This is a genomic window from Rhizobium sp. YAF28, assembly GCF_052113285.1.
Classification (GTDB): domain Bacteria; phylum Pseudomonadota; class Alphaproteobacteria; order Rhizobiales; family Rhizobiaceae; genus Rhizobium.
Window position 1 is genome coordinate 78463 of sequence record NZ_JBFRCX010000020.1, and the last position, 26194, is coordinate 104656.

Sequence of the window (26194 nt, forward strand, 5' to 3'; positions counted from 1 at the left end):
ATTCTGTCATCAGCGCTCAAGCGTTGGAAATCAAAGAGGAGATTGGCATGACAGATTTTTACAAACTCATTCGCAATGCGCCTGATGGCCGTTTCGACGGTATCGAGCGGCCCTATTCCGTCGCCGATGTCGAGCGTCTGCGTGGCTCCGTCGCGCTCCGCTACACGCTGGCCGAAATGGGGGCTCAGCGCCTCTGGCAGCTTCTGCACGAGGAGAATTTCGTCAATGCGCTCGGCGCGCTCTCCGGCAACCAGGCCATGCAGATGGTACGCGCCGGGCTGAAGGCGATCTATCTTTCCGGCTGGCAGGTCGCCGCCGACGCCAACACGGCATCGGCCATGTATCCGGATCAATCGCTCTATCCCGCCAATGCCGGACCGGAGCTTGCCAAACGCATCAACCGCACGCTGCAGCGTGCCGATCAGATCGAGACGGCAGAAGGCGGGGAACTTTCGGTCGAGACCTGGTTTGCGCCCATCGTCGCCGACGCCGAGGCCGGTTTCGGTGGGCCGCTCAATGCCTTCGAGATCATGAAAGCCTATATCGAGGCGGGATCGGCCGGCGTTCACTTCGAGGATCAGCTGGCCTCGGAGAAGAAATGCGGCCATCTCGGCGGAAAGGTTCTGATCCCGACGGCGGCCCATATCCGCAATCTCGATGCGGCGCGACTTGCCGCCGATGTCATGGGAGTGCCGACGCTCGTCATCGCCCGCACGGATGCTGAAGCGGCCAAGCTTCTGACCTCTGACATAGACGAACGCGACCAGCCTTTCGTCGATTATGATGCCGGACGCACGGTCGAGGGCTTCTATCAGGTGCGCAACGGGCTGGAACCCTGCATTGCGCGGGCCGTCGCCTATGCATCGCATTGCGACCTCATCTGGTGCGAAACGTCGAAGCCGGATCTCGAGCAGGCGCGCCGCTTTGCCGAAGGCGTCCACAAGGCGCATCCCGGCAAGCTGCTTGCCTATAATTGCTCGCCGTCCTTCAACTGGAAGAAAAACCTCGACGATGCGACGATCGCCAGGTTCCAGCGCGAACTCGGCGCCATGGGCTACAAGTTCCAGTTCATCACACTCGCCGGGTTCCACCAGCTGAACTACGGCATGTATGAGCTCGCCAGCGGCTATCGCGAGCGGCAGATGGAGGCCTATTGCGAGCTTCAGCGGGCGGAATTCGCTGCCGAGGCACGCGGCTATACTGCCACCAAACATCAGCGTGAAGTCGGCACCGGCTATTTCGACGCCGTGTCACTGGCGATATCAGGCGGCCGCGCCTCCACGACGGCCATGGGGGAATCGACCGAACACGCCCAATTCAAACCGGCTGCCGAGTAGAGGAGGAAACGACATGGCATCCATTGCGCGCGTCCGCGAACGGACGGAAGAGCAGGCAAGCAGCATGACTGATGATCAGCAGACGGTGATCCGTATGCTTGCCAATGATCTGCACAGGCTGAACCAGTCGGTGATGAAGGCGGTCGAGGCCGGTGTTTCGGTGGAGCTGGTACGCTCCGCCCGGCATCATGGCGGTGACGGCAACTGGGGAGATCTGCTGATCCCCGTCATCGTCGCAAACAGAAATTAAGGGTAGGGTCCGGTGGTAAAGACCGCCGGACCTACGCTATTTGACGCAATTGTCAGCACGGCGGAGTCGCGGCATAATTGAGCATATCTTCGAACGGAACTGCATATGCCCGGTTCGCCGCACGCAAAACTCGAAGTTCTGACCGATCTGATCTATGGCGCGCTCTTCGGCGAGACGTCGTGGCAAGCCTTTCTCGATGCGCTGACCGCGACGATGCCGGATGCCAAGTCGACGCTGTTTTTCCACGATGCCGTCGCGCGCACCGGTGGCCTCTCCCTCTCTTCTGGTCTCGCGGAAAAGGAAACCGAGGCCTATAACCGCTATTATGCGGCCATCAATCCGTGGATGCCGCGCGCCGCCACCCGGCCGATCGGCCTTGGCGTGATCGCCGATCAGATGCTGCCGCGCGATCAGCTTCTGAAGACGGAATTCTACAGCGATTACCTTCGCTGGATCGGCTGCGAAAGCAGCGTCGGCGTAACGATCATGCGGGAACGCGGACGCTCCTTCAATCTTTCGACGCTGACCTCGTCTTCCGATCCGGATTTCAATCGCACGAATGCCGAGCTGCTCAGCGACCTGGCACCGCATCTGCGCCGCGCCTTCGATTTCATTCGCCGCGAGCACAGCGATCCCCATAACAACGAAAACGGATTGGCGCTCTTCGACTCGATCGGCGTCGGTATCGTCTATATCGGCGAGGATCAGAATATCCGCTCGATCAACAGCGCGGCGGAGCGGATGATTGCCGAGGGCGAAGCGATCGGCGTCACCTCGACCGGGCGGATCATGATCAATGACAGCGAGCTTGCCTCCCGCCTATCGGCTCTGTTGCGCCACCGCTTGCAGGCATTCTCGCCGGCAAGCACGCTAATCAGGATGAAGAACACCGGCTTCAAATGCACGTTGGTGAAGATGCAGTCGGATTTCATCACCGAATTTCTCGAGGGACCGACGGTGGCGATGATCATCGAGCGGACGAGCCTGCCATTGCGCCCCGATCTCAATGACGCGCTGCTCCGTATCGACCAACTGACGGCGGCAGAAATGCGGATTGCGGCCGGCATCACCGCGGGCCTGTCGCTGCGCGAAGTCGCGCGGACGAACGATGTCAGCTACGAGACCGCACGCTCGCATCTGAAGAACATCTATTCGAAGCTCGGGGTGAACAGCCAGGTGGGGCTCGTGCGCCGGCTGATGCCGTAGAGGCAGATTATCCGCGGCTGGCGCGCTTGCCGGCGAAGAGGTCGGTATAGCTTTTCAAAAGCTTCGTCATCCGGTCGGCGACCGTACGAATTTCTGGGCGGTAGCGATCCTCGGCATTCATGACGATCCACTGGCGGTGACGCAGCTCCGGCAGCTCGCCACCGCACCGTTCGAGTTCGGGATCGAGATCGCCGACGAAACAGGGCAGCACCGTCTTTCCCGCGCCCGCACGCACCAGATCCGGCAGGGAGCGCGGGCGGTTGACGGTCGCGACGATGGCGGATGCAGCATTCTGATAGGGCCAGCGCAGATAGGCCGAGATCGCATCCTCTGCGCCGACAGCGATCCATCTGGTGTCGTCCTGGCTGGCATTGCGTCTGATGTAGATGGCATAGGCGACTTCGCCGAGCAGACGGGCCGCGAGATTGCTTTCCTCCGGTTCGAAGGCGCGGATGCCGATATCGCTTTCCCGGTAATTCAGGTTCGCGCGGGCCTCGCCGATCGTCAAGGAAATGCCGAACGTGTCCCCGGGCATACGGATCGCCGAAAAATTCTCCGTCAGCAGCCAGGAGATCCATGTGCCGGCAGCGATCCTGACGGTGGCGCCACCTTCGGACGATTGCCGCCATGCTTCGACCTTGCGGGCGGCCGCCTCCATCTCCTGCAGATGATCGACGAGGGTCTGCCCATCAGCGGTCAGGCGGTAGCCTGTCTGGCTGCGGTGAAAGAGTGTGCGGCCGAGTTCCTGCTCCAGATCGAGCATGCGCCGGCCGATTGTTGCTGGGCTCAAAGCAGTGGCAGTGCTGGCGCCCGTCAGGCCGCCGGTGCGGGCGACCTGCAGGAAAAGCTGATAGGAGTCCCAATTGCTGTTTTTCATGAGTGAAAAACATAATGGGATTTCGCTCGTTCAAAAAGCGAATTTTGATGTGTAGATCAATTGATGTCCAGAAACGAGAGGACATCATGATGATCGATAATTTCATAATCGCAGACATTGCCGGCCGAATGCAGCGAGCAAGCTTGCTGCAGCGAACAAGACGCGACCGGATAAAGGAAGAGGATGCCTTCTATAACAACGCAGGAAGCAGCTTCCTGGTGCGATTTGCAGCCTGGCTGACGCTGCCGGCAGATGAGGCCGCCGGTCGCACGAAGGTGCGGCCCGACGAAGACGAATTCGGATGTCAGGCCGCCTGTCTCACGCGGCCATGACCGGCAGCGCCTTCGGCGAGGCGGAACTGCTCTATGAGCGCCATCAGCATGTCGGCCTCTTCCGCCAGCTGACGGCTTGCCTGCGTGGCTTCGGCAACCATGGAGGCATTCTTCTGCGTCATCTGGTCCATGGCATTGACGGAGCTGTTGACGTCCTGAAGGGCGGCCGACTGGTCACGGCTTGCCGTGGCGATGGTCTCGACGTGGCCGCTGATTGCGATGATCTCGTGGCTGATCGAGGCGAGCACGCTGCCGGTCTTCTGCACGAGTTCGGAACCGGCATTCACCTCGCGGGTCGACTGTTCGATCAGCGCCTTGATCTCCTTGGCGGCATTGGCCGAGCGCTGGGCAAGCTCGCGCACTTCCTGAGCCACGACGGCAAAGCCCTTGCCGGCTTCACCGGCACGTGCCGCCTCGACACCGGCATTCAGCGCCAGCAGGTTGGTCTGGAAGGCGATGTCGTCGATGACGACGATGATCTGTTCGATGCGCTGCGAGGCGTCTTCGATGCGACCCATGGCGGCGACTGCATCACCGACAACGGTGCCGGAACTGTCGGCCGTCCGTTTGGTCGCGGCAACGACATTGTTTGCCTCATGGGCGCGTTCGGCCGACGAGCGGACCGTAACGGTGATTTCTTCGACGGCAGCGGCCGTTTCCTCAAGGCTGGCAGCCTGGGATTCCGTGCGCCTGGAGAGTTCGTCAGCCGAGGCCGAAACCGAACCGCTGTTGCGCTGGATGGAAGCGGCACTCGCCCGAATGCGCGTCAACGTATCCTGAAGGCGTTCGAGCGAAGTGTTGAAATCCATGCGGAGCTGTTCGAGCCGACCGACAAAGGGTGTTTCGATGGTCTGCGAAACATCGCCCTGTGACAGGCGTCCGAGACCAGCGGCAAGCTGATTGACGGCAAAATCGATCTGGCCATCGAGTGTACGCTTCTCCGCATCGTTGCGGCTGCGCTCGGCATCGTTCAGCGCGCGCTGTTCGGCGGCCTGAGTCTCCAACTCCTGGCGCGCGACTGCGCTGTCGCGGAAGAGAGCGAGCGCACGACCGATGTCGCCGAATTCGTTCTTCTTTTCGATGCAGGGGACGGCGCTGACGAGGTCGCCCGACGAAATGGCGCGCACGCTCGATGTCAGTGCCTGCATCGGCTTTACCGAACGGCGGATCGCATAGAAAGCGAGCACGCCGACGAGTAACATCACCACGGCGCCGACGCTAAGAACCAGCGTCTGCAATTCGTTCATCCGCTGGTAATAGACTTCCATGGGTATGCCGATGAAGAGGATGCCGATCGTGGCACCCGAGGGATTCTTGACCGGGAAATAACCCGTCATGAATTTGCGGCTGAAGAGGTCTGCCGGACCGTAATAGGCATTACCCTGTGCGAGCACAGGCTGGGCGGGATGATCCGCGGCAAGCTTGGTGCCGACGGCACGGTCGCCATTTTCTTTCTTCACATTGGTGGAGACGCGGACGTAATCGCCTCCCTGCTTTTCGAAGATGGTGGCAACGCCGGCAATCGACTGCGCCGTGCGGTCGACCAGCGAATAATCTGCAAAAGCAGGGATCTTGTCTTCGGTCACGCCTGACAGCGCGTTGTCCTTCACATCGATGCGGACATCAGCATCGCTTGCGCCGTAGAGAACCGCCATCGAGCGGCTTGCATCCTTCGCGTCGGATACTGCGCTGTCCATGACATAGCTGCCGAGATTGTAATAGGTCACGCCGACAATCGCTGCGGTGCTGCCGGCAAGCAGAAGCAGCGTGATCGCAACGATCTGGCGCACGATGGATGTCGAAAAGAAACGCGGCATCTGGAACCTCTGGCGAACACCTTTATGGTTTTCATAAGAATGCGTTAGGGAAAATTTTCTCTTAACGCAGGGTTCTCGCTGAGCCTTTTACTTGTCTTTTTTCAAATCTAGTATGATTTCATGAATGCATCATCTGCAAGAAGGGCAGGAATTTTTCAATCCATCCGTCTCTTCACAACCTTGGCGTGACTTATTTTCCGCATAAAAATGGCCCCGGAGACGGGGCCATTTGCGTTGCGGATGGGAAGGCTGAAATCAGGCGGCGCGGTACATGTGCATGTCGCTGTCGCCGTCGATCTTGAACTGCTGCACGAGATGCAGCAGCGCATCCGCCTCGTTTGCGAGTTCGCGGCTCGCGGCGGTGGTCTCTTCTACCATTGCCGCGTTCTGCTGGGTCATCTGATCCATCTGGTTGACCGTGGAGTTGACCTCCTGCAGCGCGCTCGACTGGTCGTGGCTTGCGCGGGCGATCATTTCGACATGCTGGCTGATCGTGACGATCTGGGCGCTGATCTTGGCGAGAACCGTGCCGGTTTCCTGGACGAACTGCGAACCGGAATTGACCTCGTTCGTCGACTTGTTGATGAGGCCCTTGATCTCTTGTGCGGCAGCGGCAGAGCGCTGGGCAAGTTCACGGACTTCCATGGCGACGACTGCGAAGCCCTTGCCGGCTTCACCGGCGCGGGCGGCTTCGATACCAGCATTCAGAGCGAGCAGGTTGGTCTGGAAGGCGATTTCGTCGATGACGCCGATGATCTGCTCGATCTGGCGCGAGGCATCCTCGATACGGCCCATGGCGTCGATCGCATTGTTGACGACGACGGCGGAGTCGTCGGCGCTGCGCTTGGCCTGGCGGACGATCTGATCGGCATCCTTGGCGCGCTCGGCGGACGAGCGGACAGTGACGGTGATCTGGTCGACGGCGGCGGCGGTTTCTTCCAGCGATGCAGCCTGCTGCTCGGTACGCTTGGCGAGATCCTCGGAGGACTGGGCCATCTGGTTGCCGTTGCCCTGGATCATCTGAACGTTGTCGCGGATCTGGCTCATCGTGGCCTGCAGGCGCATCATCGAACCGTTGAAATCCTGACGGAGCTGTTCGAGACGGCCGATGAAGGGTGTATCGATCGTCGTCGAGATATCGCCCTGCGACATACGCTCGAGACCGGCAGCGAGCTCATTGACGGCATATTCGATCTGGCGGTCCATCTCGCGCTTTTCGGCATCGTTGCGCTGGCGCTCATGCTCGGCGGCCTGACGCTCTTCGTCGCTTTGCTCCTCGATGCGGATCTTGGAGATGGCATTTTCCTTGAAGATGCCAAGTGCGCGAGCCATGTCGCCGATTTCGTCGGAACGCTTCTCGCCGGAAATGTTCGTGTCGAGCGCACCTTCGGCGATGCGGCGCATGGCGGCAGTGATCTGGGCAATCGGCCGCTGCAGTGTCAGCACCAGCGCGATGCCGCCGACGATGGAGACCAGGATGCCGAGTCCGGTCGTGCCGACGGAGATGCTGTTGGCCTGGTCGCGTTCCGTGCCGGCAGTCTGCTTCTGCTCTTCTGCGAAGCTGGTCAGCTGGCCCCATACGCCGTCGAGCTGCTGTCGCGCTGCGGCATAATCGGTCGTACGCTGGTTGATCACATCGACGAGGCTCTGCGCACCCTTATCCATCGAAGCGAGAGCGGGCGTAATCGCGTCGACAATGTCGCCGGCGAAATTCATGCCTTTGGCGCTTGCCTGAAGGGTGTTCAGCATGGTGTTGAGCGTGGCGATTTCCTGGTTCAGGCGAACGCGATTTTCCTTGCTCGGCTTGGCGTTGAAATCGGCGAGCACGAGCTGCAGCGAATAGATGGAGCTTTCAAGGCGCCGTGTATCCTCCAGCACGGAGTTGGTCTGGGCGATGCGGCTGTCGAGCTCCACGAAAGTCGTCGTTGCCTCGCGCATCATCTGCGTGGCGGTGAGCTGCGTGTATGTCGACATCTGGCGGAAGCGGGAAACGAGACGACCAAGGTTGGCAACGCCATCATCCGTGCCGGCCTCCGGCGCCGTCGCCTGAGCCTTCAGGTCGCTGACGGTCTGCGCCATCGACTGTGTCATGCTCTTCTGGTTCTGCGGCACGGAGATTTCAATCATGCGCTGCGCCTTGGCGATCGCAGGCAGCGCATCGGTCACGACCTTCAGCTTGTCAGTAGACGTCTGCGCCTTGTTGAAATCGTTCATGACGGTTGCCAGCGTATCGCCGCCCTTAAGCAGACGGTCGGCTGCGCGCAGCGTCGACGTTGCATTGCCTTCATCAGTGCGGATGTTTTCTTCCAGCTGCTTGGCGTCGTAGCTGACGTTGAAGCGGTTGGTAATCATCACCTTCTGCGCATCGTCGATCTGCTTGCGAAGGGCAACTTCCTGCTCGTGCAGGGTCCAGAGCTTGCCGACGGTATCCGAAATGCCGTTCGTGCCCTCGATGGCAGCCTGCAGGTTTTCATGACCGGCATTGTCGCCGATCTGCGCCATGGTGGCGTCAAGCGTCTGCCCCTGGGTTTTGATATCTGTATGGAGTTTGTCGCGCGCCTGCTCGTTGGTTGTCTGCAGGAAGTCGTCCATCGAGGCGTAGAGATCCTTGAACCCGCTCAGCGACTGGAGAACGCTGTTGGAAATCTCCATCCGGCCCTGCAGCAGACCGGAGGCATAAAGACCGGTCAGACCGACGGCGGAAATGGTGATGACGAATGGCAGTACAAAAATCAGAACCTTGGTCTGAATCTTGAAACGAGAAAGAATCTTGTCAATGAACATGGCGCGCCGTGCCTTTCATACACCACTCCTCCCGCCGGCAGCCTTCTGGCGCCAGCCGGGTGCATATCGAGCTGATCTACTAACAGTTGGGAAAACCCTGGAACGGGCGGCAATCATTGCCAGTTCATTTCCGGCGAGGCCGGAAACACCCAAATATTCGTCTACAATGTGTCAGATTATATATTAATTTTCGGATAAGCGGTGAGAGGGCGTTAGCCGTGATCGCACAATAGTTGCAAATTGCACGCCGCGGATTCGCGATATATCAAGTCGCGAGACCGAAAACTTCCATTTCAAGCTGCGAAAAGATCAGATGAAGTGGGAAAGAAGAACAGCAATGCTGGCGGCGGTTGCGCCGGCTGCGAGCATCAGATAGCGCAGAGTTACGAGCTTCGTATCAGGCTTTACCTGGGCAATTGCGATGGCGCGGGCGCGTCGAGTGTTTCTGTTCATTGCGAAACCTCACTTCTATCTAAGCATAACAATCCAACAAAACGGCTTGCCGGTAAAGCTTAATTTAGGAACGGCTTTGCCAACCTGCCATTGAGACAGGATGGCGCAGCCCATCTTAAGAAGTCTTGAATCGGCTAGAAGGTTTTACGTCTACAAATATTAGCGTTTACAATGCCTCACCGGCGGCAAAACCGGAGGCCCAGGCCCACTGGAAATTATAGCCGCCGAGCCAGCCGGTCACATCCACACATTCACCGATGAAATAGAGACCGGGAACGGCCTTGGCCTGCAGGCTGCGGGAATCGAGCGCCGTCGTATCGATGCCGCCGAGCGTGACTTCCGCCGTACGATAACCTTCCGAGCCGGAGGGCCTGAGAGACCAGTTCTGCGCCGCCTCGGCAAGCCTGGTCAGCAGCTTGTCGGAGAGGTCGGCCATGTTGCCGCTGATCGCTTCGCGTTCGACGATATATTGCGCCAAGCGCTTCGGCAGGATTTCACCAAGCGCCGTCTGTGCGGACTGGCGCCCGTTTACCTGTTTCGCTTTCTTCAGATGCGCGGCGATATCGACATCCGGCTCGATGTCGATGGTGATGGCATCACCTTCCCGCCAGTAGGAGGAAATCTGCAGGATGGCGGGGCCGCTGAGACCACGGTGGGTGAAGAGCAACGCTTCGCGAAAGGCAGTCTTGCCGTGACGGATCTCTGCGGGCGCAGAGATGCCTGACAGAGGCGCGATGCTTTCGAGCAAGATCGGATCGAGCGTCAGAGGCACAAGGCCGGCGCGCGTTTCGGTAACGGCCAAGCCGAACTGCTCGGCAATGCGATAGGCAAAGCCGGTTGCTCCCATCTTCGGAATGGACTTTCCCCCCGTTGCGATGACCAGGGAAGCGGCTTCGAAGACCCCTTCGGAGGTCGAGACACGGAAGCCGCTTTCGGTCTTTTCAACTCCTGATATTTCGACACCGAGATGCCAGGCAGCACCTGCCGCACGCATCTCGTCGAGCAGCATGAAGATAATGTCCTTGGCGCTGTTGTCGCAGAAAAGCTGGCCAAGCGTCTTCTCATGCCAGGCGATCCCGTGACGTTCGACCATGGCGATGAAATCGGCCGGCGTGAAACGGGCAAGCGCCGACTTGCAGAAATGCGGATTGGCGGAGAGGAAGTTCTTCGGGCCGGCATTGATATTGGTGAAGTTGCAGCGGCCGCCGCCGGAGATGCGGATCTTCTCCCCCGGTGCGCGGGCGTGGTCCAGTACAGTGACGGAACGGCCGCGCTGCCCGGCACGGATAGCACACATCATGCCCGCGGCACCCGCCCCGATGACGATCACATCGCTCTTGTGCCGCAAAATCCATTTTCCCTGCTGAAATCGCGTCTTCTTTTTCCATCAGAGGGCGAAAGTCAACGCCTTCCACCCCCTCGCCAATTGCCAAACTCCGGTTATGATGGCGTTACGATCAACGCAAACCGGTGTGTCATGTCCCCAAAAAAGACGACGCTGAAGCCTGCCAGAAACGTACCCGCCTCGAAGAAATCCCCTCCTGATCCCGGATCTCTGCGCGGTGTTGCGAACTGGAAGGAAGCAGCGCAGTGGCTGAGGGCACGCGGTATCGAAGACATCGAATGCATCACGCCGGACCTTGCCGGCGTGCCGCGCGGCAAGATGATGCCGTCCTCCAAATTCACCTCCAACACATCGCTTGCACTGCCTTCGGCGATCTACCGCCACACGATATCAGGCGAATATCCCGAGGAGACCGAAAGCTTCCGCTACGAGCCGCGCGATAGCGACCTGAAGCTCGTGCCCGACCTTTCCACCCTGTCCGTCGTGCCCTGGGAAACCGATCCGACCGCGCAGGTCATCTGCGACATTGTCAATTCCGACGGACAGGAAGTTCCCTACACGCCGCGCAACGTATTGAAGCGCATTCTCAGCCTCTATGCCGAGCGCGGCTGGAAGCCGATCGTGGCGCCGGAAATCGAATTCTATCTCGTCGCCACGAATGACGACCCGGACTATCCGCTGCATCCGCCCAAGGGACGTTCGGGTCGTTCGATTCTCGGCGGCCAGGGCTATTCGATCGCCGGCATCAACGAGTTCGACGAGTTGATCGACGACATCTACCACTTCTCGGAAAAGCAGGGCCTCGAGATTGATACGCTGATCCACGAGGAAGGACCGGCGCAGCTCGAAATCAACCTCCGTCACGGCAATCCGATCGAGCTTGCCGACCAGGTGTTTCTCTTCAAGCGTACGATCCGCGAGGCGGCGCTGAAGCACGATATCTACGCCACCTTCATGGCAAAGCCGATGCAGGGCCAGCCGGGTTCGGCAATGCATATCCACCAGTCCGTGGTGGACATCAACACCGGCAAGAACGTCTTCTCGAACAATGATGGTTCGGCCTCGAAGGAATTCTTCCACTTCATCGGCGGTATGCAGAAATACGTGCCGAGCGCGCTTGCCATGCTGGCGCCCTACGTGAATTCCTACCGCCGCCTGCAGCCGGATATGTCCTGCCCGGTCAACAATGCCTGGGGTTACGACAACCGCACGACGGCCTTCCGCGTGCCGGTCTCCGATCCGCAGGCGCGGCGCGTGGAAAACCGCCTGCCGAGCTCGGATGCCAATCCCTATCTGGCGCTCGCCGCTTCGCTTGCCTCCGGTCTGCTCGGCATCACTAAGGAAATCGAGCCGACGGCGCCGACCGAGGATTCGGCCAATGAGGGCTCGATCGACCTGCCGCGCGGCCTTCTGGAAGCCGTGGCACTGCTTGAAGACGAACCGGCATTCGAGGAAGTCTTCGGCAAGGAGTTCATCGGGCTCTATGCCGGCGTGAAGCGGGGCGAGTTCGAAACTTTCATGCAGGTGATCAGCCCCTGGGAGCGGGAATTCCTCCTTCTGAACGTGTGAGGGTTCGCCATGACGAAAGAGACATGGCAGAGCCCCATCGCGCCTGGCCTGTCCTGGTATCAGGCGACAGTCGGCGACCGGCCGGATTATCCGGCGCTCGACGGCTCGAGGCAGTGTGACGTCGCCATTATCGGCGGCGGCTATACGGGCCTTCAGGCCGCCTATAATCTCGCCAGGGCCGGCGTCTCGGTGACGCTCATCGAGGGCAGCAGGCTCGGCGACGGCGCCTCCGGGCGCAATGGCGGCCAGCTCGGCACTGGCCAGCGCTGGTGGCCGGAAGAGATGGAGGAGAAGATCGGCTATGAGCGCTCCAAGGCGCTCTTCGACCTTGCCGAAGATGCCAAGCGGCACCTCATGGATTTTGCGACCGAGCACCAGATCGATATGGATTATGTGCCCGGTCAGCTCAGCGTCGCCCACAAGGAAAGCTACAAGCGGTACTACTACGAGAATGCGGAAATCGCGGCCTTCCGTTACGACTATCCGCATCTGCGTTTCATGGACCGCGAGGAGACGCAGGAGCGGCTTGGCTCCAAACGCTTCTATTGCGGGGTACGCGACGTCGGCACTGGCCATATCCATCCGCTGAAGCTGCTGATCGGCCTTGGCAGGGTGGCAGCCAATGCCGGGGCCGATATTTTCGAAATGACCAGGGCAAAGTCGATCGAAGAGCGCAGCGGCAAGGTCGTTATCGAAACCGAACGCGGCACGATCACTGCCAACAGGGCGCTGATCGCCTGCAATGGACATATCGGCAATCTGGAGCCAATCACGGCAAGCCATGTGATGCCGATCCGTTCCTTCATCGGCGCTACGGTGCCTCTCGACCAGTTTCCCAATGTCATCCCCGGCGGCGAAGCGGTGGCGGATTCGCGTTTCGTCGTGCGCTATTTCCGCAAAATGAAGGACGGACGGCTGCTCTTCGGCGGACGCGAGGCCTATACGGCGGACAATCCGCATGACATTTCGCAGCATATCCGCCGGCAGATCGCCGAAATCTATCCCGCATTGAAAGATATCGAGATCACTCACGCCTGGGGCGGCTCGGTCGGCATCACCATGCCCCGCCAGCCATTCGTGCGCGAGGTCATGCCCGGCGTGACCTCGATCGGCGGTTATTCCGGCCACGGCGTCATGCTGTCAAATTACTGTGGCAAGCTTTACGCAGAAATGGTGCTGGGAAAATCGGCCGATCTCGATCTCTTCAAGGCGCTCGATATCCCTGCCTTTCCGGGCGGCGCGCGCATGCGGGCGCCGCTGCTTTTCCTTGCCTTGTCGTGGTTCGCCCTCCGCGACAAGTTTTAGTTCGATTGCGGATTTCCTCTGCGGGTAATTCGCTTTAAAACCGATGACGGACAGATTCATTGCACCGCACACTGGCTTTTTTAAATCGATTAGATTAAAACGGCCACCAACCAAGCCTGATTGAGAGACAAGCTCATGAGCAGCCAAATCATTCCCGTTGAGCCTTTTGATTATGTCGTCTTTGGCGGCAGCGGCGACCTTGCCGAACGCAAGCTTCTGCCCGCGCTGTATCATCGCCAGATCGAGGGCCAGTTCTCGGAACCGACCCGTGTCATCGGCGCTTCGCGCAGCCCGCTTTCGCATGAGGAATACCGCAAGTTCGCCAAGGACGCGCTCAAGGAACACCTGAAGAAGGGCGAATATGACGAGGCGGAAGTCGAAAAGTTCTGCTCCCGTCTCTTCTATGTTTCCGTCGATGCCCGCACGGACAGCGGCTGGGATCAGCTGAAGAAGCTGCTCGACGAGGGCAAGGACCGGGTTCGCGCCTTTTACCTCGCCGTCGCTCCAGGCATCTTCGGCGACATCTCGCAGAAGATCCACGACCACAAGCTGATCACCAAATCGACCCGCATCGTCGTCGAAAAGCCGATCGGCCGTGACCTCGCCTCGGCCTTGCAGCTCAACGACAGTATCGGCCGCGCCTTCAAGGAAGAGCAGATCTTCCGCATCGACCACTATCTCGGCAAGGAGACGGTGCAGAACCTGATGGCGCTGCGCTTTGCCAACGCGCTCTATGAGCCGCTGTGGAACGCCAACTATATCGACCACATCCAGATCACCGTTGCCGAAGCCGTCGGCCTCGAAGGCCGCGCCGGTTACTACGACACAGCCGGCGCACTGCGCGACATGGTGCAGAACCACATCCTGCAGCTCCTCTGCCTGACCGCGATGGAAGTTCCTTCCTCGATGGATTCGGAAGCTGTTCGCGACGAAAAGCTTAAAGTTCTGCGCGCGCTGAAGCCAATCAACGCCTCCAACGTCGAGCAGGCCACGGTTCGCGGCCAGTACCGCGCCGGCGCTTCCGGCAGCGGCCCGGTCAAGGGCTATCTCGAAGAGCTGGAAGGCGGGGTTTCCAACACGGAAACCTTCGTCGCCATCAAGGCCGAGATCAACAATTGGCGCTGGGCAGGCGTTCCCTTCTACATCCGTACCGGCAAGCGTCTTGCCGGGCGCATGTCGGAAATCGTCATCACCTTCAAGCCGATCCCGCATGCGATCTTCGATCAGGCCGCCGGCCGTATCAGCCAGAACCAGCTGATCATCCGCCTGCAGCCGGATGAAGGTGTCAAGCAGTCGCTGATGATCAAGGATCCTGGTCCGGGCGGCATGCGTCTGCGCAATGTCTCGCTCGACATGAGCTTCGCCCAAGCCTTCAACGTCCGCAATCCTGACGCCTACGAGCGTCTGCTGATGGACGTCATCCGTTCCAACCAGACGCTGTTCATGCGCCGCGACGAAGTCGAAGCCGCATGGCAGTGGGTCGATCCGATCCTCAAGGGTTGGGAATCGACCGGTCAGCAGGTGCAGGGCTACACGGCCGGCACCTGGGGCCCGAGCCAGGCCATCGCGCTCATCGAACGCGACGGCCGCACCTGGCACGACGACATCTAGTCTGAGGTCTGAAGATATGGCATCGACACTGCATTCCTTCGCAAACGCCGCCGAACTCGCCACCAACCTTGCAGACAAGGTTTCCAGAGCGCTTACGGCAGCCATTGCAGCCCGCGGAGAAGCGAGCATCGCCGTTTCCGGCGGTTCCACGCCGAAAGCCTTCTTCCAGGCGCTTTCGGCGCGCGATATCGACTGGGCCAAGGTGACGATCACACTCGTCGACGAACGCTTCGTGCCCTCCGACAATCCGCGCTCGAACCATCTGTTGGTCGATGCCAATCTTCTGCAGAACAAGGCTAAAGCGGCGCGTTTCGTGCCGCTTTACCAGCCGGCCGCCTCCGTCGAGGAGGCCGCAAAGCTTGCAACGGCAAAGAGCGCCGAGATCGGCATCCCTTTCGATGTCGTCATTCTCGGCATGGGCGGCGACGGCCATACGGCCTCGTTCTTCCCGGGCGGCAACAATCTGAGCCTCGCGCTCGACGCAAAGACGCCACGCGGCATCATCACCATGGATGCAGAAGGGGCAGGCGAACCGCGCCTGACTTTCACCTTCTCCGCTCTTGAGGATGCCAAACTGCTCATTCTCCACATTGAGGGCGAAGGCAAAAAAGACGTTCTCGCCAAGGCGGAAGGCAACGGCGAAGAGGCAGAAATGCCGATCCGCGCCATTCTGCGCCGGGCCACTTCCCCGGTCGAGATCTACTGGGCTCCCTGATACGGCCTGAAGGGCCGCCGGAGCCGGCGAGCAGATAGAAACGAACCAGAACAAGGCAGGGATTTTCCATGTCCGCTCACGCACGCATTGCTGCGATCACGAATCGCATTGTCGAACGCTCGCAGCCGACCCGCGAGCGCTATCTGGAACGCCTGCGCGCTGCCGCCTCAAAGGGCGTCAACCGTTCCGTTCTCGGCTGCGCCAACCTCGCCCACGGCTTCGCCGTCTGTTCCCCCGCCGAGAAGGATGCACTTGCGGGTGACCGCGTGCCCAATCTCGGCATCATCACCGCCTATAACGATATGCTCTCGGCCCACCAGCCGTTCGAGACCTATCCGGCGATCATCCGCGAGGCGGCAGCGCAAGCCGGTGGTATCGCACAGGTCGCCGGCGGTGTACCGGCCATGTGCGACGGCGTCACCCAGGGCCAGCCGGGCATGGAGCTTTCGCTCTTTTCGCGCGACCTGATCGCCATGGCAGCGGGTGTGGGCCTGTCGCACAATATGTTCGATGCCGCCCTCTTCCTCGGTGTCTGCGACAAGATCGTGCCGGGTCTCATGATCGCCGCCCTCTCCTTCGGTCACCTGCCGTCGATCTTCATTCCCGCCGGGCCGATGACCACGGGCTTGGCGAACGACGAGAAATCGCGCGTGCGCCAGCTCTTTGCCGAGGGCAAGGTCGGCCGCGCGGAACTCTTGGAAGCCGAATCCAAGTCCTATCACGGCCCCGGCACCTGCACCTTCTACGGCACGGCGAACTCCAACCAGATGCTGATGGAGATCATGGGCTTCCATATGCCCGGCTCCTCCTTCATCAACCCTGGCACGCCATTGCGCGAAGCGCTGACGCGCGAAGCCGCCAAGCGGGCGCTCGCCATTACCGCTCTCGGCAACGAGTTCACGCCAGCCGGCGAGATGATCGACGAACGCTCGATCGTCAACGGCGTCGTCGGCCTGCATGCGACGGGCGGCTCGACGAACCACACAATGCATCTTGTCGCCATGGCGCGCGCCGGCGGTATCGTGCTGACCTGGCAGGATATTGCCGAGCTTTCGGAACTGGTGCCGCTGCTTGCCCGCGTCTATCCGAACGGGCTTGCCGACGTGAACCATTTCCAGGCGGCCGGCGGCATGGGCTTCCTCATCAAGGAGCTCCTGAAGCAGGGCCTCGTGCATGACGATGTGCGCACCGTCTTCGGTCACGGGCTGCAGGCCTATACGGTCGATGCCCAGCTTGGCGACAATGGCGCCGTCGTGCGCCAGCCTTCGCCGGAAAAGAGCCATGATCCGAAGGTGCTTGCCAGCATCGAGACGCCCTTCCAGGCGAATGGCGGGTTGAAGATGCTGCGCGGCAATCTCGGCAAGGCGGTCATCAAGATTTCCGCCGTCAAGCCTGAGCGCCACATTATCGAAGCGCCGGCAGTCATCTTCCACAGCCAGCAGGAGCTGCAGGACGCTTTCAAGGAAGGCAAGCTCAACCGCGACTTCATTGCCGTTGTGCGCTTCCAGGGCCCGAAGGCCAATGGCATGCCGGAGTTGCACAAGCTGACCCCACCACTCGGCGTGCTGCAGGATCGCGGCTTCCGCGTGGCGCTCTTGACCGACGGGCGCATGTCCGGCGCATCCGGCAAGGTGCCGGCGGCAATCCACGTCACGCCGGAAGCGGTCGACGGCGGCCCGATCGCCCGCATCAAGGATGGCGACATCATCCGTCTCGACGCAATCAGGGGCACGCTGGAGGTTCTGGTCGACGCTGCCGACATGGCCGAGCGCGAACCTGTAACCATCGATCTCTCGGATAATGAATTCGGCATGGGCCGCGAGCTCTTCGCGCCGTTCCGCCACGCGGTCGGCCCGTCCGACCAGGGTGCCAGCGTGCTTTTCCACGCCCACTGACATCGTCATCGATATAAGAAAAACCCGCGGCCGGAACCGCGGGTTTTTCATATCCAGCGAGACGCGAAACTGTTACGCGCGGATATCGAGGACGTAATCCTTGTGAGCCGGGTGCGTGCTGTAGACGAAGATCTTGTTCAGCTCCTTCTGCGTCAGCAGTCGCAGGAAGCGAACTTCAATCGTGTTGTTGGGGAAGGTCTTCATCAGCAGGCAGCCCACCTTGGTGATGCGGGCGTCCGGAATATCCAGATAGAATTGCTTCGGCAGGGTATACTGCGTGAGGATCGCGAGGATCGCGCTGCTCATCGAGATACGGACGATATCGCAGCGGCGCGAGGCGGCATGCATGACGCCCTTTTCCGTATATTCGATGCGCGCGGCGTTCATCGTGTCTTCCATCTTGAACCGCGCTTCGCGGTCGTACATGAAAGATTCTTCCTTCGCCAGGAAGTGCGATTTCGGAGGTGTTGGATTCGATGCGGCCATAGCCTTGGTTCCCTCAGTCGTAATGGGAAAAGGCTAGCACCGCATATTTAACAGAAAGTAAGAATCCTTCCCCTGCACAGCCTCAAGAAGAAGGATTCCACCAAAAATGGATGGTCATTTCCTATAGGTGTGGCCCGACGCATCGAAGAGGTGCAGCTTCTGCCAATCGGCGACGAAATGCATCTTCTGACCCCTCTTCACATTATAGATGCCGGGCAGCTTGACGATGATCGGCTCACCCTGAACCAGGCCCTCGATATAGAGCAGCGTCACTTCACCGAGCTGCTCGACAATCGAAACCTCGCCCTCGAAGAGATAGTCCTCATCGGGGCTTGCAATGCGCAGATCTTCGGGGCGAACGCCGAAGCTTGCCTGCTTGCCCTTCTCGGATGCGGCCGTTGCGATATTGAGTGTCACCGATTTGCCGCCCGTCAGCGTCACCGTCGTGTTTTCGCCGGCGTCGGTGATCGTTGCAGGAATGATGTTCATGGCCGGAGAGCCGATGAACTTGGCAACGAAAAGGTTTGCCGGGCGCTCGTAGAGCTCCAGCGGCGCACCGACCTGCTCGATATTGCCGGCAGAGAGGACGACGATGCGGTCTGCCAGCGTCATCGCCTCGACCTGGTCGTGTGTGACATAGATCATCGTCGTATCGGCCATCTGCTCGTTCAGGCGGGCGATCTCGATGCGGGTTGCGACGCGCAGTGCAGCGTCGAGGTTCGATAGCGGCTCGTCAAAGAGGAAGACCTTCGGATTGCGGCAGATGGCGCGGCCGATCGCCACGCGCTGGCGCTGGCCGCCCGAGAGCGCCTTGGGGAGGCGGTCGAGATATTTTGTGAGCTGCAGACTTTCGGCCGCAGCCCGCACGCGGCGGTCGATCTCCTGCTTGCTCTCGCCGGCGATCTTCATGCCGAAGGCCATGTTGTCGAAAACAGTCATGTGCGGATAGAGCGCGTAGGACTGGAACACCATGGCGATGCCGCGCTTGGAGGGCGGCACGTCATTGACGAGCATGCCGTCGATGTACATCTCCCCGCCGGTGATGTTTTCCAGCCCGGCGATCATGCGCAGAAGCGTGGACTTGCCGCAGCCGGAGGGGCCGACGAAAACGATGAATTCGCCCTGGTTGATCTCCAGGTCGATACCGTGGAGCACGTCCACGGAGCCATAGGATTTGCGGATATCCTTAAGCGTCAGTCCAGTCATTTTCCTCTCCCCTCCTGATCCTTAAGCGAGGCGGGCGAAATACGCCCCCCAGGCCGGAATATCGATCTTGTCGCCGTAATTGTTGCTGGTAAAGCCGTGGCCCGCCAGAGCCTGCCATTCGCCCGCCGGCAGGGTCACGTTGGTTTCCGCCGGTCCCATGTTGAAGATGCAGAGCAGCGTCTCGTTGCCGAATTCACGGGTGAAGACCAGCGCGTCGCCCTGCGGATCCTCGAACTCGATCTCGCCCTTGGCGAAAGCCGGGTACTGCTTGCGGAAGGCGATGAAGCGGCGGTAGTGCTCCAGCACGGAGTTCTCGTCACCCTGCTGCACGCTGACGGCACGCAAGATGTGCTCGACCGGCACAGGCAGCCAGGGCTTGACCGTCGAGAAACCACCCTGGGCAACCTGGCTGTCCCATACCATCGGCGTGCGGCAGCCGTCACGGCCCTTGAATTCCGGCCAGAACTGGATGCCGTAGGGATCCTGCAGATCCTGATAGGCGAGATCGGCTTCGGTGAGGGCAAGCTCCTCGCCCTGATAGAGGCAGACAGAACCGCGCAGCGTCATAAGCAACGAGGCATAGAGCTTGGCAAAGGCATCGTGATCGGCAACCAACGCACCCCAGCGGCTGACATGGCGCATCACGTCATGGTTTGAGAAGGCCCAGCAGGCCCAGCCATCGGGAGCAGCCGCACCAAAATCCTTCATGACTTCCTCAACACGCTCGGGCGAAAGCGGATCGGGCGCCAGGAATTCGAAGGCGTAGCACATGTGCATCTTGTCATTGCCGGACGTATATTCGCCGACGATTTCGAGACCGCGCTGGCTGTCGCCGACCTCACCGACAGCGGCGATTGCCGGGAACTCTTCCAGCACCGCACGGAAGCGCTTCAGGAATTCGAGATTTTCCGGGCGGTTCTTGTCGTAAAGATGCTCCTGGAAATTATAGGGGTTCACGGCCGGAGCAGTCGACGCATTGCGGCGTTCGGGAGCAAGCGCCGGGTTGTCGCGCAACAGCTTGTCGTGGAAGTAGAAGTTGATCGTGTCGAGGCGGAAGCCGTCGACGCCGCGCTTCAGCCAGAAACGGACGACATCGAGCAGGCGGTCCTGCACCTCCGGATTGTGCAGGTTCATGTCCGGCTGCGAGGTCAGGAAGTTGTGCATGTAATATTGCATGCGCGTCGGATCCCACGCCCATGCGGAGCCGCCGAAGATCGACAGCCAGTTGTTCGGCGGCGTGCCATCCGGCTTGGCATCAGCCCACACATACCAATCGGCCTTGGCATTGGTCTTGCTCGAGCGGCTTTCGACGAACCAGGGATGCTGGTCGGAAGAGTGCGAGATGACGAGGTCGATCATCACCTTGATGCCGAGACGGTGGGCTTCCGCAATCAGCGTATCGAAATCGATCAGCGTACCGAAGATCGCATCGACGTTTTCGTAGTCCGAAACGTCGTAGCCAAAATCGCGCATCGGCGAGGTGAAGAAGGGCGAAATCCAGATCGCGTCGGCACCGAGGCTTGCGATATGCGGCAGGCGGGCGGTGATGCCCTTCAGGTCGCCGATGCCGTCGCCGTTCGAATCCTGGTAGGAGCGCGGATAGATCTGATAGATCACCGCGCCGCGCCACCAGTCCTTGTCGGCGGTCAGAATGGATTGGGAAGCCACACTCATGGAATATCCTGTTTGAAATTACGTCTTGGGATGGATCAGCCTCCCTTGACCGACCCCGCCAGCAGGCCGCGCACCAGATAGCGCTGCAGCGAGAAGAAGACGAGCAGCGGTATGATGATGGTGACGAATGCGGACGCCGTCAGGATTTCCCAGTTGCCGCCGCGCGAGCCGAGCAGCGCGTTCAGCGCTCCTGTCAGCACGAGGTGGTCTTTGTCGGTGCCGAGGAAGACCATGGCAACGAGCAGGTCGTTCCACACCCACAGGAACTGGAAGATCGCGAACGACGCGAGCGCGGGGAAGGACAGAGGCAAAACGATACGGGTGAAGATCTCGAAGTCGCTCGCGCCATCGACGCGGGCGGATTCGATGATCTCCTTGGGCAGGCCGGAAATATAGGCGCGCAAGAGATAGATGGCGAGCGGCATGCCGAAGGCCGTGTGAGCCAGCCAGATGCCGGGATAGGTCTTCGACGGCTGGCCGATCAGAGTGCCGATCTCATTGTAGAGACGCAGCAGCGGGATGAGCGACATCTGCAGCGGCACGACGATGAGGCCAACGACGAGCGCAATCAGCAGCGCACGGCCGGGGAATTCCATCCAGCTCAGCGCGTAGGCGGCGAAGGCGGCAATCAGGATCGGGATGATGGTCGCCGGAATGGTCACCGTCAGCGAGTTGATGAAGGACTGGCCGATGCCCTCGCTGGCCAGAACGGTCTGATAGTTCTGAAGGGTGAATTCGGGGGGAGCCGACGCTGCGAGATAGATGCGACGCGGACGTTCATCCGGCGCGAAGGCGACATTCTTCATGTAGCGGTAGCTGCCATCGCTGTTGATGAGCAGGCTTTCGCCGTCACCGAGATCGGCGGTCTGACCAGCCTCGAAGGCCGCAGGCTGCTGCACACGTATGCCGAAGGCCTTGACCGAGCGGCCCGGCTGGTCGGCCAGCACATTGCCCGTGATGACGTAGATATCGCCTTCCTGCTTCTGCTGGTCGGGCGAGCCGAGGCGTGCGGCCACCGTCTGCGTGGAGCCGGCAAAGGCGGTCCACCAGCCGGAAACGGTGATCTGGTCCCTGTCGCGGAGCGCGCTGACGAAGATGCCGAGTGTGGGCACGAGCCAGACAATGACAATGACGAGAACACAGAAATGGACGAAAAGACGGGCGGGGCCGATCTTGAAGTAGCTTGCAGCTGTGGTCATCTCAGCGTCCCTTCAATTCGGCGTTGGCGCGGCGCACGTTCCACACCATGATCGGCGTGACGGCGAGCATGATGATGATGGCGATGACGGCACTTCGGCCTGAATCGCCGCCGCCGCGGAACAACCAGTTGAACATCAGGTTCGCCAGCACCATGGTCTGCCATTGGCCGTTGGTCATGGTGAGCACGATATCGAAGACCTTGAGGACAAGGATAGTGATTGTCGTCCAGACGACGGCGATCGTTCCCCAGATCTGCGGCACCATGATGCGCCAGAAGATCTGCCAGCCGTTGGCACCGTCGATGACAGCAGCCTCGATCGTCTCTTCCGGGATGCCGCGCAGTGCGGCCGAGAGGATGACCATGGCAAAGCCGGTCTGGATCCAGATCAGGATCACCATCAGGAAGAAGTTGTTCCAGAAGGGAACGGAGATCCAGACCTGCGGCGTGCCGCCGAATGTCTGCACGATGGCGTTCAGGAGGCCGATCTGCACATCGTTGCCGCCGCGATACTCATAGATGAACTTCCAGATGACGGAAGCGCCGACGAAGGAGATCGCCATCGGCATGAAGACGATGCTCTTGGCGATATTGCCCCACCAGATGCGGTCGGTCATGACGGCGATGACGAGGCCGAAGAAGGTGCAGGCAGCGGGCACGACGGCGAGCCAGAGGATGTTGTTGAAGATCGACTGACGGAATTCGCGGTCGTTCAAGGCCCACAAGTAATTCGTCGCGCCGACGAACTCGTTGCCCGACCGGTCGTAGAAGGACAGGATGAAAGTCGCGACGACAGGATAGACGAGATAGACGATCAGCAGGAAAAGTGCCGGAAAAAGAAACAGCCAGGGGCGGATCATCGCGCGCCGATTCAGATTGCGCGAGGCCTGACGGATATCACCGTCCCGCACCGGCAAGGCGAGATCGAGGATCTTGTTCGAGAAAAAGAAATAGGCCGAGCATGCGAAAACGGCGACGACCACGACGCCCAAAGCGGACACTATCTGCGACAGCATTTCGTCCCTCCCCTGCTTCCCTGTCTTATTCTGAAGGGTTAACGCCGGATATCGTCAATAGAGCTGATGTGTTTGACCACAGGATCCGGCTCGACCGGGCTCCCCCTCTGGAACCCGGCCGCTCATTCCGGTGATGCCGCCGGTTACCCGGCGGCATGAATTGTCAGGAGATTACTTGATGCCGTCCCAGGCGCTCTGGATTTCGGCTGCGGCGTCCTGAGCGGACTTGCCGCCGACGAAGTCGACCATGCCGGTCCAGAAGGCGCCGGCGCCAATCTTGCCGGGCATCAGGTCCGAACCGTCAAACCTGAAGGTGGTGGCCGAAGTCAGGATCTCGCCTTCCTTCTTCATCTGTTCGTTGGCGTAAGCATCAACGTTGACGCCCTTATAGGGGGTCAGGAAGCTCGACTGCGCCATCCAGAGCTCATGAGCAACCGGCGTCTTGAGGAAGTCGACGAAGGCGCGGGCCGTCGGAGAATCCTTGGCGATGGTAACGAGCGTGCCTGCACCGAGAACCGGCTTGCCGAGATCGGCATGTGCGGCATAGGTCGGCATGTAGAAGAAGTCTGCATCAGTGCCGAGCTTCGTGCCTTCAGGGAAGAAGGACGGGATGAACGAAGCCTGGTGGTGCAGGTAGCACTTCGGCGGAACGGCGAAGAGGCCCTTCGGGCTGTCGCGGAAGTCGGTCGAAGCAACGGCTGCAACACCGCCATCGACATACTTTTCGTTCTTGGCGAACTTGCCGAATTCATCGATCGCAGCAACGACGGCCGGATCGGTGAACTTCACTTCATTGGTGGTCCACTTGTCGTAGACGTCAGGCTTCTGCGTGCGCAGCATGATATCCTCGACCCAGTCGGTCGCCGGCCAGCCGGTCGCGCCGCCAGAACCCAGACCAATGCACCAGGGAACGCCGCCATCCTTGACGATCTGGTCGGTCAGAGCATGCAGCTCTTCCATCGTTGTCGGGACCTTGTAGCCGGCTTCCTGGAAGTTTTCCGGCACGTACCAGACCAGCGACTTCACGTCGGCCTTGTAGGGGAATGCATAGAAGGCTTCCTTGCCATCCTTGCCCTTGTAGGTGCCGTAGCCGACCCAGCTGTCGCCGGCGCCGTAATTGTCCTTGACCCACTTGGACGTGTCGTCACCGAGCGGCGTCAGATAGCCCTTGCCGGCGAGATCGGCCAGCAGGCCCGGCTGCGGCAGGATGGCGATATTCGGCGGGGAGCCTGCCTGTGTATCGATGACGATCTGCTGTTCGTAGTTTTCAGAGGAGGAATACTTGGCGTCGATGCCGGTGGCCTCGACAAAGTAGGCGAGAATGCTCTGGAAGAAGGCTTCGTCTTCACCGCGCCAGGGGCCGAAGATCGTCAGCTGCTGACCCTTCAGGTCGGCATGGGCAGCCTTGAAGTCATCGTAGCTCTTCCAGTTGAACTTGGAATCCTGGCCGGGCGGGAATTTCAGATCCGCGGCCGACGCAGCGCCGGCAAAAAGCGCCGCAACTGCAACACCCATCAAGAATGACTTTTTCATGTGATCAACCTCCCATCACAATCCGATAGCGCAGAATTTCATTCAAAGGAAATCTCAAAGCGCTTTGACAACGCAACTCATTCACTTTCAGCAGAATGAAGTCAAGCCATTTCGCGAAAACAGCGGGAATAGCGCCGCTTTATCGCGTTGCTGCAAGGCTTAATGGGGAATATGGAGCGATTTTTCTTGAGTCAAGCGCAGCAGATGCTACATATTTGAAAGCGCTTTGGAAGCCATTGGGAGGCGGCGGCCACTATTTGACGGCCACAGGGCAGGCCGGGAGGAAGCATAGCAGGTGAATCTCAAACAGCTATCGGAATTGCTGGGGCTTTCGCAGACAACTGTGAGCCGCGCGCTTAACGGCTATCCCGAGGTCAACGAGGATACCCGGGAACGCGTACTCCGGGCAGTCAAGGAAACCGGATACCGGCCGAACAAGGCGGCCCAGCGGCTTGCGACCGGCAAGGCCGGTTCGATTGGCCTCGTCATGCCGACGGCACCCGGCCATCAGTCGGATGTGCATTTCGGCGAATTCCTGACCGGCCTCGGCGAGGAAGCGGTGCGCCACGACTTTCACTTCGTCATCATGCCGGCGGACCCGGATGATGAGGTCGCAGCGCTGCGGCGTCTCGCGATCAGCGGCAATGTGGATGCGCTCTTCGTGGCCTATATGCGCGGCCACGACCCGCGGCTCGCCATGCTGAAATCGCTTTCCATGCCCTTCGTGGTGCATGGGCGCTCCTTTGGTTCAGAGCCGGACTATCCCTATCTCGACATCGACAACGAGGCGGCTTTTTACGATGCGGCGAGGCTTCTCCTGCAGCTCGGCCATACGCGCTTTGCACTGATGAACGGACCGGCGCATCTCGACTTCGCCATTCGCCGCAGGAACGGCCTCATTGCAGCGCTTGGCGAACGCGGGCTGGAGCTTGCGGAGGACTGCACGAGCCATACGGTCATGACGGATGAGGAAGGACTGATCGCCATGGAGCGCTTCCTGCAGCTTCCGGATCGACCAACCGCTATTTTATGCTCCAGCACGGTGCTTGCACTCGGCGCGATCCGGGCCGTCAATCAAGCTGGGCTGAAACTCGGCGAGGAAATATCGCTGATCGCCCATGACGATGTGCTGCCGCTCTTGAAGCCGGAGAATTTCTCCGTGCCGCTGACGACTACACGCTCGTCGCTGAGGGCCGCCGGCGTGCGCATCGCACAGCGGCTCATCGGTACCGTCAAGCAGGCGGGTCCCTTCCCCGATCAGGAACTCTGGAAGACCGAGCTGATCGTCAGGGCCTCGACAGGCCCTGTCCCGCAAATCTGATCAGCCGCTTATTTTAGCGCAATTCCGGGCGCAAAACCGCTGCACACTTTTCTGGAATTGCTCTCGTTAGAATATCGGCGGTGTCAGCCCTGCCGAGCGATGGGCGGCAATCACGGTATTGGCCATCAGCATGGCGATCGTCATCGGGCCGACGCCACCCGGCACCGGGGTGATGACGGCGGCAACCGGAGAAACCTCCGCAAAGGCGACATCGCCGACGAGGCGGGTCTTGCCCTCGCCGCGCTCGGGTGCCGCGATGCGGTT

At 60.2% G+C, this 26194-nt stretch carries 20 protein-coding genes and 2 pseudogenes; 10 read left to right on the top strand and 12 right to left on the bottom strand.

Going from position 1 to position 26194, the window contains the following annotated elements:
• Window positions 1–47 precede the first annotated feature (47 nt).
• The 3 genes from aceA to AB4Z13_RS31110 all read left to right on the top strand — a co-directional run bounded on the left by aceA (window position 48) and on the right by AB4Z13_RS31110 (window position 2793).
• The gene (aceA, locus tag AB4Z13_RS31100; RefSeq protein WP_439014120.1) at window positions 48–1337 is read left to right on the top strand and encodes an isocitrate lyase; all 1290 of its coding nucleotides are present in this window, start codon (window positions 48–50) and stop codon (window positions 1335–1337) included.
• A 13-nt stretch (window positions 1338–1350) separates the two neighbouring features.
• Window positions 1351–1587, top strand: coding sequence for an SMc00767 family acetate metabolism repressor (locus AB4Z13_RS31105; RefSeq protein ID WP_113323861.1), 237 nt, complete (start codon window positions 1351–1353; stop codon window positions 1585–1587).
• Between the two features lie 105 nt (window positions 1588–1692).
• Window positions 1693–2793, top strand: a complete 1101-nt coding sequence (locus AB4Z13_RS31110; RefSeq protein ID WP_442207632.1) for a helix-turn-helix transcriptional regulator — start codon at window positions 1693–1695, stop codon at window positions 2791–2793.
• A gap of 7 nt (window positions 2794–2800) precedes the next feature.
• On the opposite strand, the gene AB4Z13_RS31115 is transcribed toward AB4Z13_RS31110, so the two are convergent.
• Entirely contained in the window at window positions 2801–3670 is an 870-nt protein-coding gene (locus AB4Z13_RS31115; protein WP_113323863.1) for a LysR family transcriptional regulator, read from the bottom strand.
• 14 nt (window positions 3671–3684) lie between these two features.
• Between AB4Z13_RS31115 and AB4Z13_RS31120 the strand changes: the two genes are divergently transcribed.
• Window positions 3685–4002, top strand: a complete 318-nt coding sequence (locus AB4Z13_RS31120; protein ID WP_442207633.1) for a hypothetical protein — start codon at window positions 3685–3687, stop codon at window positions 4000–4002.
• Here AB4Z13_RS31120 and AB4Z13_RS31125 read toward each other — a convergent pair.
• From AB4Z13_RS31125 to AB4Z13_RS31140, 4 genes and pseudogenes are all read right to left on the bottom strand, one after another.
• Window positions 3975–5819, bottom strand: coding sequence for a methyl-accepting chemotaxis protein (locus tag AB4Z13_RS31125; protein ID WP_439014117.1), 1845 nt, complete (start codon window positions 5817–5819; stop codon window positions 3975–3977). The genes AB4Z13_RS31120 and AB4Z13_RS31125 overlap by 28 nt on opposite strands.
• A gap of 255 nt (window positions 5820–6074) precedes the next feature.
• Window positions 6075–8603 (bottom strand): methyl-accepting chemotaxis protein, encoded by a 2529-nt coding sequence (locus tag AB4Z13_RS31130; RefSeq protein ID WP_439014116.1) that lies wholly within the window; start codon window positions 8601–8603, stop codon window positions 6075–6077.
• Between the two features lie 309 nt (window positions 8604–8912).
• Complete coding sequence (locus AB4Z13_RS31135) at window positions 8913–9056, bottom strand: hypothetical protein (protein WP_439014115.1); 144 nt, start codon at window positions 9054–9056, stop codon at window positions 8913–8915.
• Window positions 9057–9222: 166 nt separating this feature from the next.
• Window positions 9223–10444: pseudogene (locus AB4Z13_RS31140) on the bottom strand (NAD(P)/FAD-dependent oxidoreductase).
• An 89-nt stretch (window positions 10445–10533) separates the two neighbouring features.
• Between AB4Z13_RS31140 and AB4Z13_RS31145 the strand changes: the two are divergent.
• The 5 genes from AB4Z13_RS31145 (at window position 10534) to edd (ending at window position 17496) form a co-directional block, all read left to right on the top strand.
• Entirely contained in the window at window positions 10534–11970 is a 1437-nt protein-coding gene (locus tag AB4Z13_RS31145) for a glutamine synthetase family protein (RefSeq protein ID WP_113323867.1), read from the top strand.
• Window positions 11971–11979: 9 nt separating this feature from the next.
• The gene (locus AB4Z13_RS31150; protein ID WP_439014114.1) at window positions 11980–13275 is read left to right on the top strand and encodes an NAD(P)/FAD-dependent oxidoreductase; all 1296 of its coding nucleotides are present in this window, start codon (window positions 11980–11982) and stop codon (window positions 13273–13275) included.
• Window positions 13276–13410: 135 nt separating this feature from the next.
• Entirely contained in the window at window positions 13411–14886 is a 1476-nt protein-coding gene (gene zwf, locus AB4Z13_RS31155) for a glucose-6-phosphate dehydrogenase (protein ID WP_007819337.1), read from the top strand.
• A 16-nt stretch (window positions 14887–14902) separates the two neighbouring features.
• Complete coding sequence (gene pgl, locus AB4Z13_RS31160; RefSeq protein WP_310378779.1) at window positions 14903–15601, top strand: 6-phosphogluconolactonase; 699 nt, start codon at window positions 14903–14905, stop codon at window positions 15599–15601.
• Window positions 15602–15669: 68 nt separating this feature from the next.
• Window positions 15670–17496, top strand: coding sequence for a phosphogluconate dehydratase (gene edd, locus AB4Z13_RS31165; protein ID WP_439014113.1), 1827 nt, complete (start codon window positions 15670–15672; stop codon window positions 17494–17496).
• Window positions 17497–17568: 72 nt separating this feature from the next.
• On the opposite strand, the gene AB4Z13_RS31170 is transcribed toward edd, so the two are convergent.
• The 6 genes from AB4Z13_RS31170 to AB4Z13_RS31195 all read right to left on the bottom strand — a co-directional run bounded on the left by AB4Z13_RS31170 (window position 17569) and on the right by AB4Z13_RS31195 (window position 24609).
• Window positions 17569–17982 (bottom strand): hypothetical protein, encoded by a 414-nt coding sequence (locus AB4Z13_RS31170; protein ID WP_310378783.1) that lies wholly within the window; start codon window positions 17980–17982, stop codon window positions 17569–17571.
• 114 nt (window positions 17983–18096) lie between these two features.
• The gene (locus AB4Z13_RS31175) at window positions 18097–19188 is read right to left on the bottom strand and encodes an ABC transporter ATP-binding protein (protein WP_439014112.1); all 1092 of its coding nucleotides are present in this window, start codon (window positions 19186–19188) and stop codon (window positions 18097–18099) included.
• Window positions 19189–19209: 21 nt separating this feature from the next.
• Window positions 19210–20862: a beta-galactosidase BglA gene (bglA, locus tag AB4Z13_RS31180; protein ID WP_439014110.1), complete on the bottom strand. Its 1653-nt coding sequence runs from the start codon at window positions 20860–20862 to the stop codon at window positions 19210–19212.
• Between the two features lie 35 nt (window positions 20863–20897).
• Window positions 20898–22061: a carbohydrate ABC transporter permease gene (locus AB4Z13_RS31185; RefSeq protein ID WP_439014109.1), complete on the bottom strand. Its 1164-nt coding sequence runs from the start codon at window positions 22059–22061 to the stop codon at window positions 20898–20900.
• A 1-nt stretch (window position 22062) separates the two neighbouring features.
• A complete protein-coding gene (locus AB4Z13_RS31190; protein ID WP_310378792.1) occupies window positions 22063–23076 on the bottom strand; it encodes a carbohydrate ABC transporter permease in 1014 nt (337 codons plus the stop codon).
• Between the two features lie 171 nt (window positions 23077–23247).
• Entirely contained in the window at window positions 23248–24609 is a 1362-nt protein-coding gene (locus tag AB4Z13_RS31195) for an ABC transporter substrate-binding protein (protein WP_113324893.1), read from the bottom strand.
• 295 nt (window positions 24610–24904) lie between these two features.
• Here AB4Z13_RS31195 and AB4Z13_RS31200 point away from each other — a divergent pair, with 295 nt between their 5' ends.
• Window positions 24905–25930, top strand: a complete 1026-nt coding sequence (locus AB4Z13_RS31200; RefSeq protein ID WP_439014108.1) for a LacI family DNA-binding transcriptional regulator — start codon at window positions 24905–24907, stop codon at window positions 25928–25930.
• Window positions 25931–25996: 66 nt separating this feature from the next.
• On the opposite strand, the pseudogene AB4Z13_RS31205 reads toward AB4Z13_RS31200, so the two are convergent.
• Window positions 25997–26194: pseudogene (locus AB4Z13_RS31205) on the bottom strand (bifunctional methylenetetrahydrofolate dehydrogenase/methenyltetrahydrofolate cyclohydrolase); the annotation flags it as partial.

What these genes read in the sequence shown, in the direction of transcription:
- AB4Z13_RS31135 (WP_439014115.1), bottom strand. Translation starts at nt 9,056, where the DNA reads ATGAACAGAAACACTCGACGCGCCCGCGCCATCGCAATTGCCCAGGTA.
- AB4Z13_RS31145 (WP_113323867.1), top strand. Translation starts at nt 10,534, where the DNA reads ATGTCCCCAAAAAAGACGACGCTGAAGCCTGCCAGAAACGTACCCGCC.
- aceA (WP_439014120.1), top strand. Translation starts at nt 48, where the DNA reads ATGACAGATTTTTACAAACTCATTCGCAATGCGCCTGATGGCCGTTTC.
- AB4Z13_RS31185 (WP_439014109.1), bottom strand. Translation starts at nt 22,061, where the DNA reads ATGACCACAGCTGCAAGCTACTTCAAGATCGGCCCCGCCCGTCTTTTC.
- AB4Z13_RS31175 (WP_439014112.1), bottom strand. Translation starts at nt 19,188, where the DNA reads ATGACTGGACTGACGCTTAAGGATATCCGCAAATCCTATGGCTCCGTG.
- AB4Z13_RS31150 (WP_439014114.1), top strand. Translation starts at nt 11,980, where the DNA reads ATGACGAAAGAGACATGGCAGAGCCCCATCGCGCCTGGCCTGTCCTGG.
- AB4Z13_RS31125 (WP_439014117.1), bottom strand. Translation starts at nt 5,819, where the DNA reads ATGCCGCGTTTCTTTTCGACATCCATCGTGCGCCAGATCGTTGCGATC.
- edd (WP_439014113.1), top strand. Translation starts at nt 15,670, where the DNA reads ATGTCCGCTCACGCACGCATTGCTGCGATCACGAATCGCATTGTCGAA.
- pgl (WP_310378779.1), top strand. Translation starts at nt 14,903, where the DNA reads ATGGCATCGACACTGCATTCCTTCGCAAACGCCGCCGAACTCGCCACC.
- AB4Z13_RS31195 (WP_113324893.1), bottom strand. Translation starts at nt 24,609, where the DNA reads ATGAAAAAGTCATTCTTGATGGGTGTTGCAGTTGCGGCGCTTTTTGCC.
- zwf (WP_007819337.1), top strand. Translation starts at nt 13,411, where the DNA reads ATGAGCAGCCAAATCATTCCCGTTGAGCCTTTTGATTATGTCGTCTTT.
- AB4Z13_RS31110 (WP_442207632.1), top strand. Translation starts at nt 1,693, where the DNA reads ATGCCCGGTTCGCCGCACGCAAAACTCGAAGTTCTGACCGATCTGATC.
- AB4Z13_RS31115 (WP_113323863.1), bottom strand. Translation starts at nt 3,670, where the DNA reads ATGAAAAACAGCAATTGGGACTCCTATCAGCTTTTCCTGCAGGTCGCC.
- AB4Z13_RS31105 (WP_113323861.1), top strand. Translation starts at nt 1,351, where the DNA reads ATGGCATCCATTGCGCGCGTCCGCGAACGGACGGAAGAGCAGGCAAGC.
- bglA (WP_439014110.1), bottom strand. Translation starts at nt 20,862, where the DNA reads ATGAGTGTGGCTTCCCAATCCATTCTGACCGCCGACAAGGACTGGTGG.
- AB4Z13_RS31170 (WP_310378783.1), bottom strand. Translation starts at nt 17,982, where the DNA reads ATGGCCGCATCGAATCCAACACCTCCGAAATCGCACTTCCTGGCGAAG.
- AB4Z13_RS31130 (WP_439014116.1), bottom strand. Translation starts at nt 8,603, where the DNA reads ATGTTCATTGACAAGATTCTTTCTCGTTTCAAGATTCAGACCAAGGTT.
- AB4Z13_RS31190 (WP_310378792.1), bottom strand. Translation starts at nt 23,076, where the DNA reads ATGCTGTCGCAGATAGTGTCCGCTTTGGGCGTCGTGGTCGTCGCCGTT.
- AB4Z13_RS31120 (WP_442207633.1), top strand. Translation starts at nt 3,685, where the DNA reads ATGGGATTTCGCTCGTTCAAAAAGCGAATTTTGATGTGTAGATCAATT.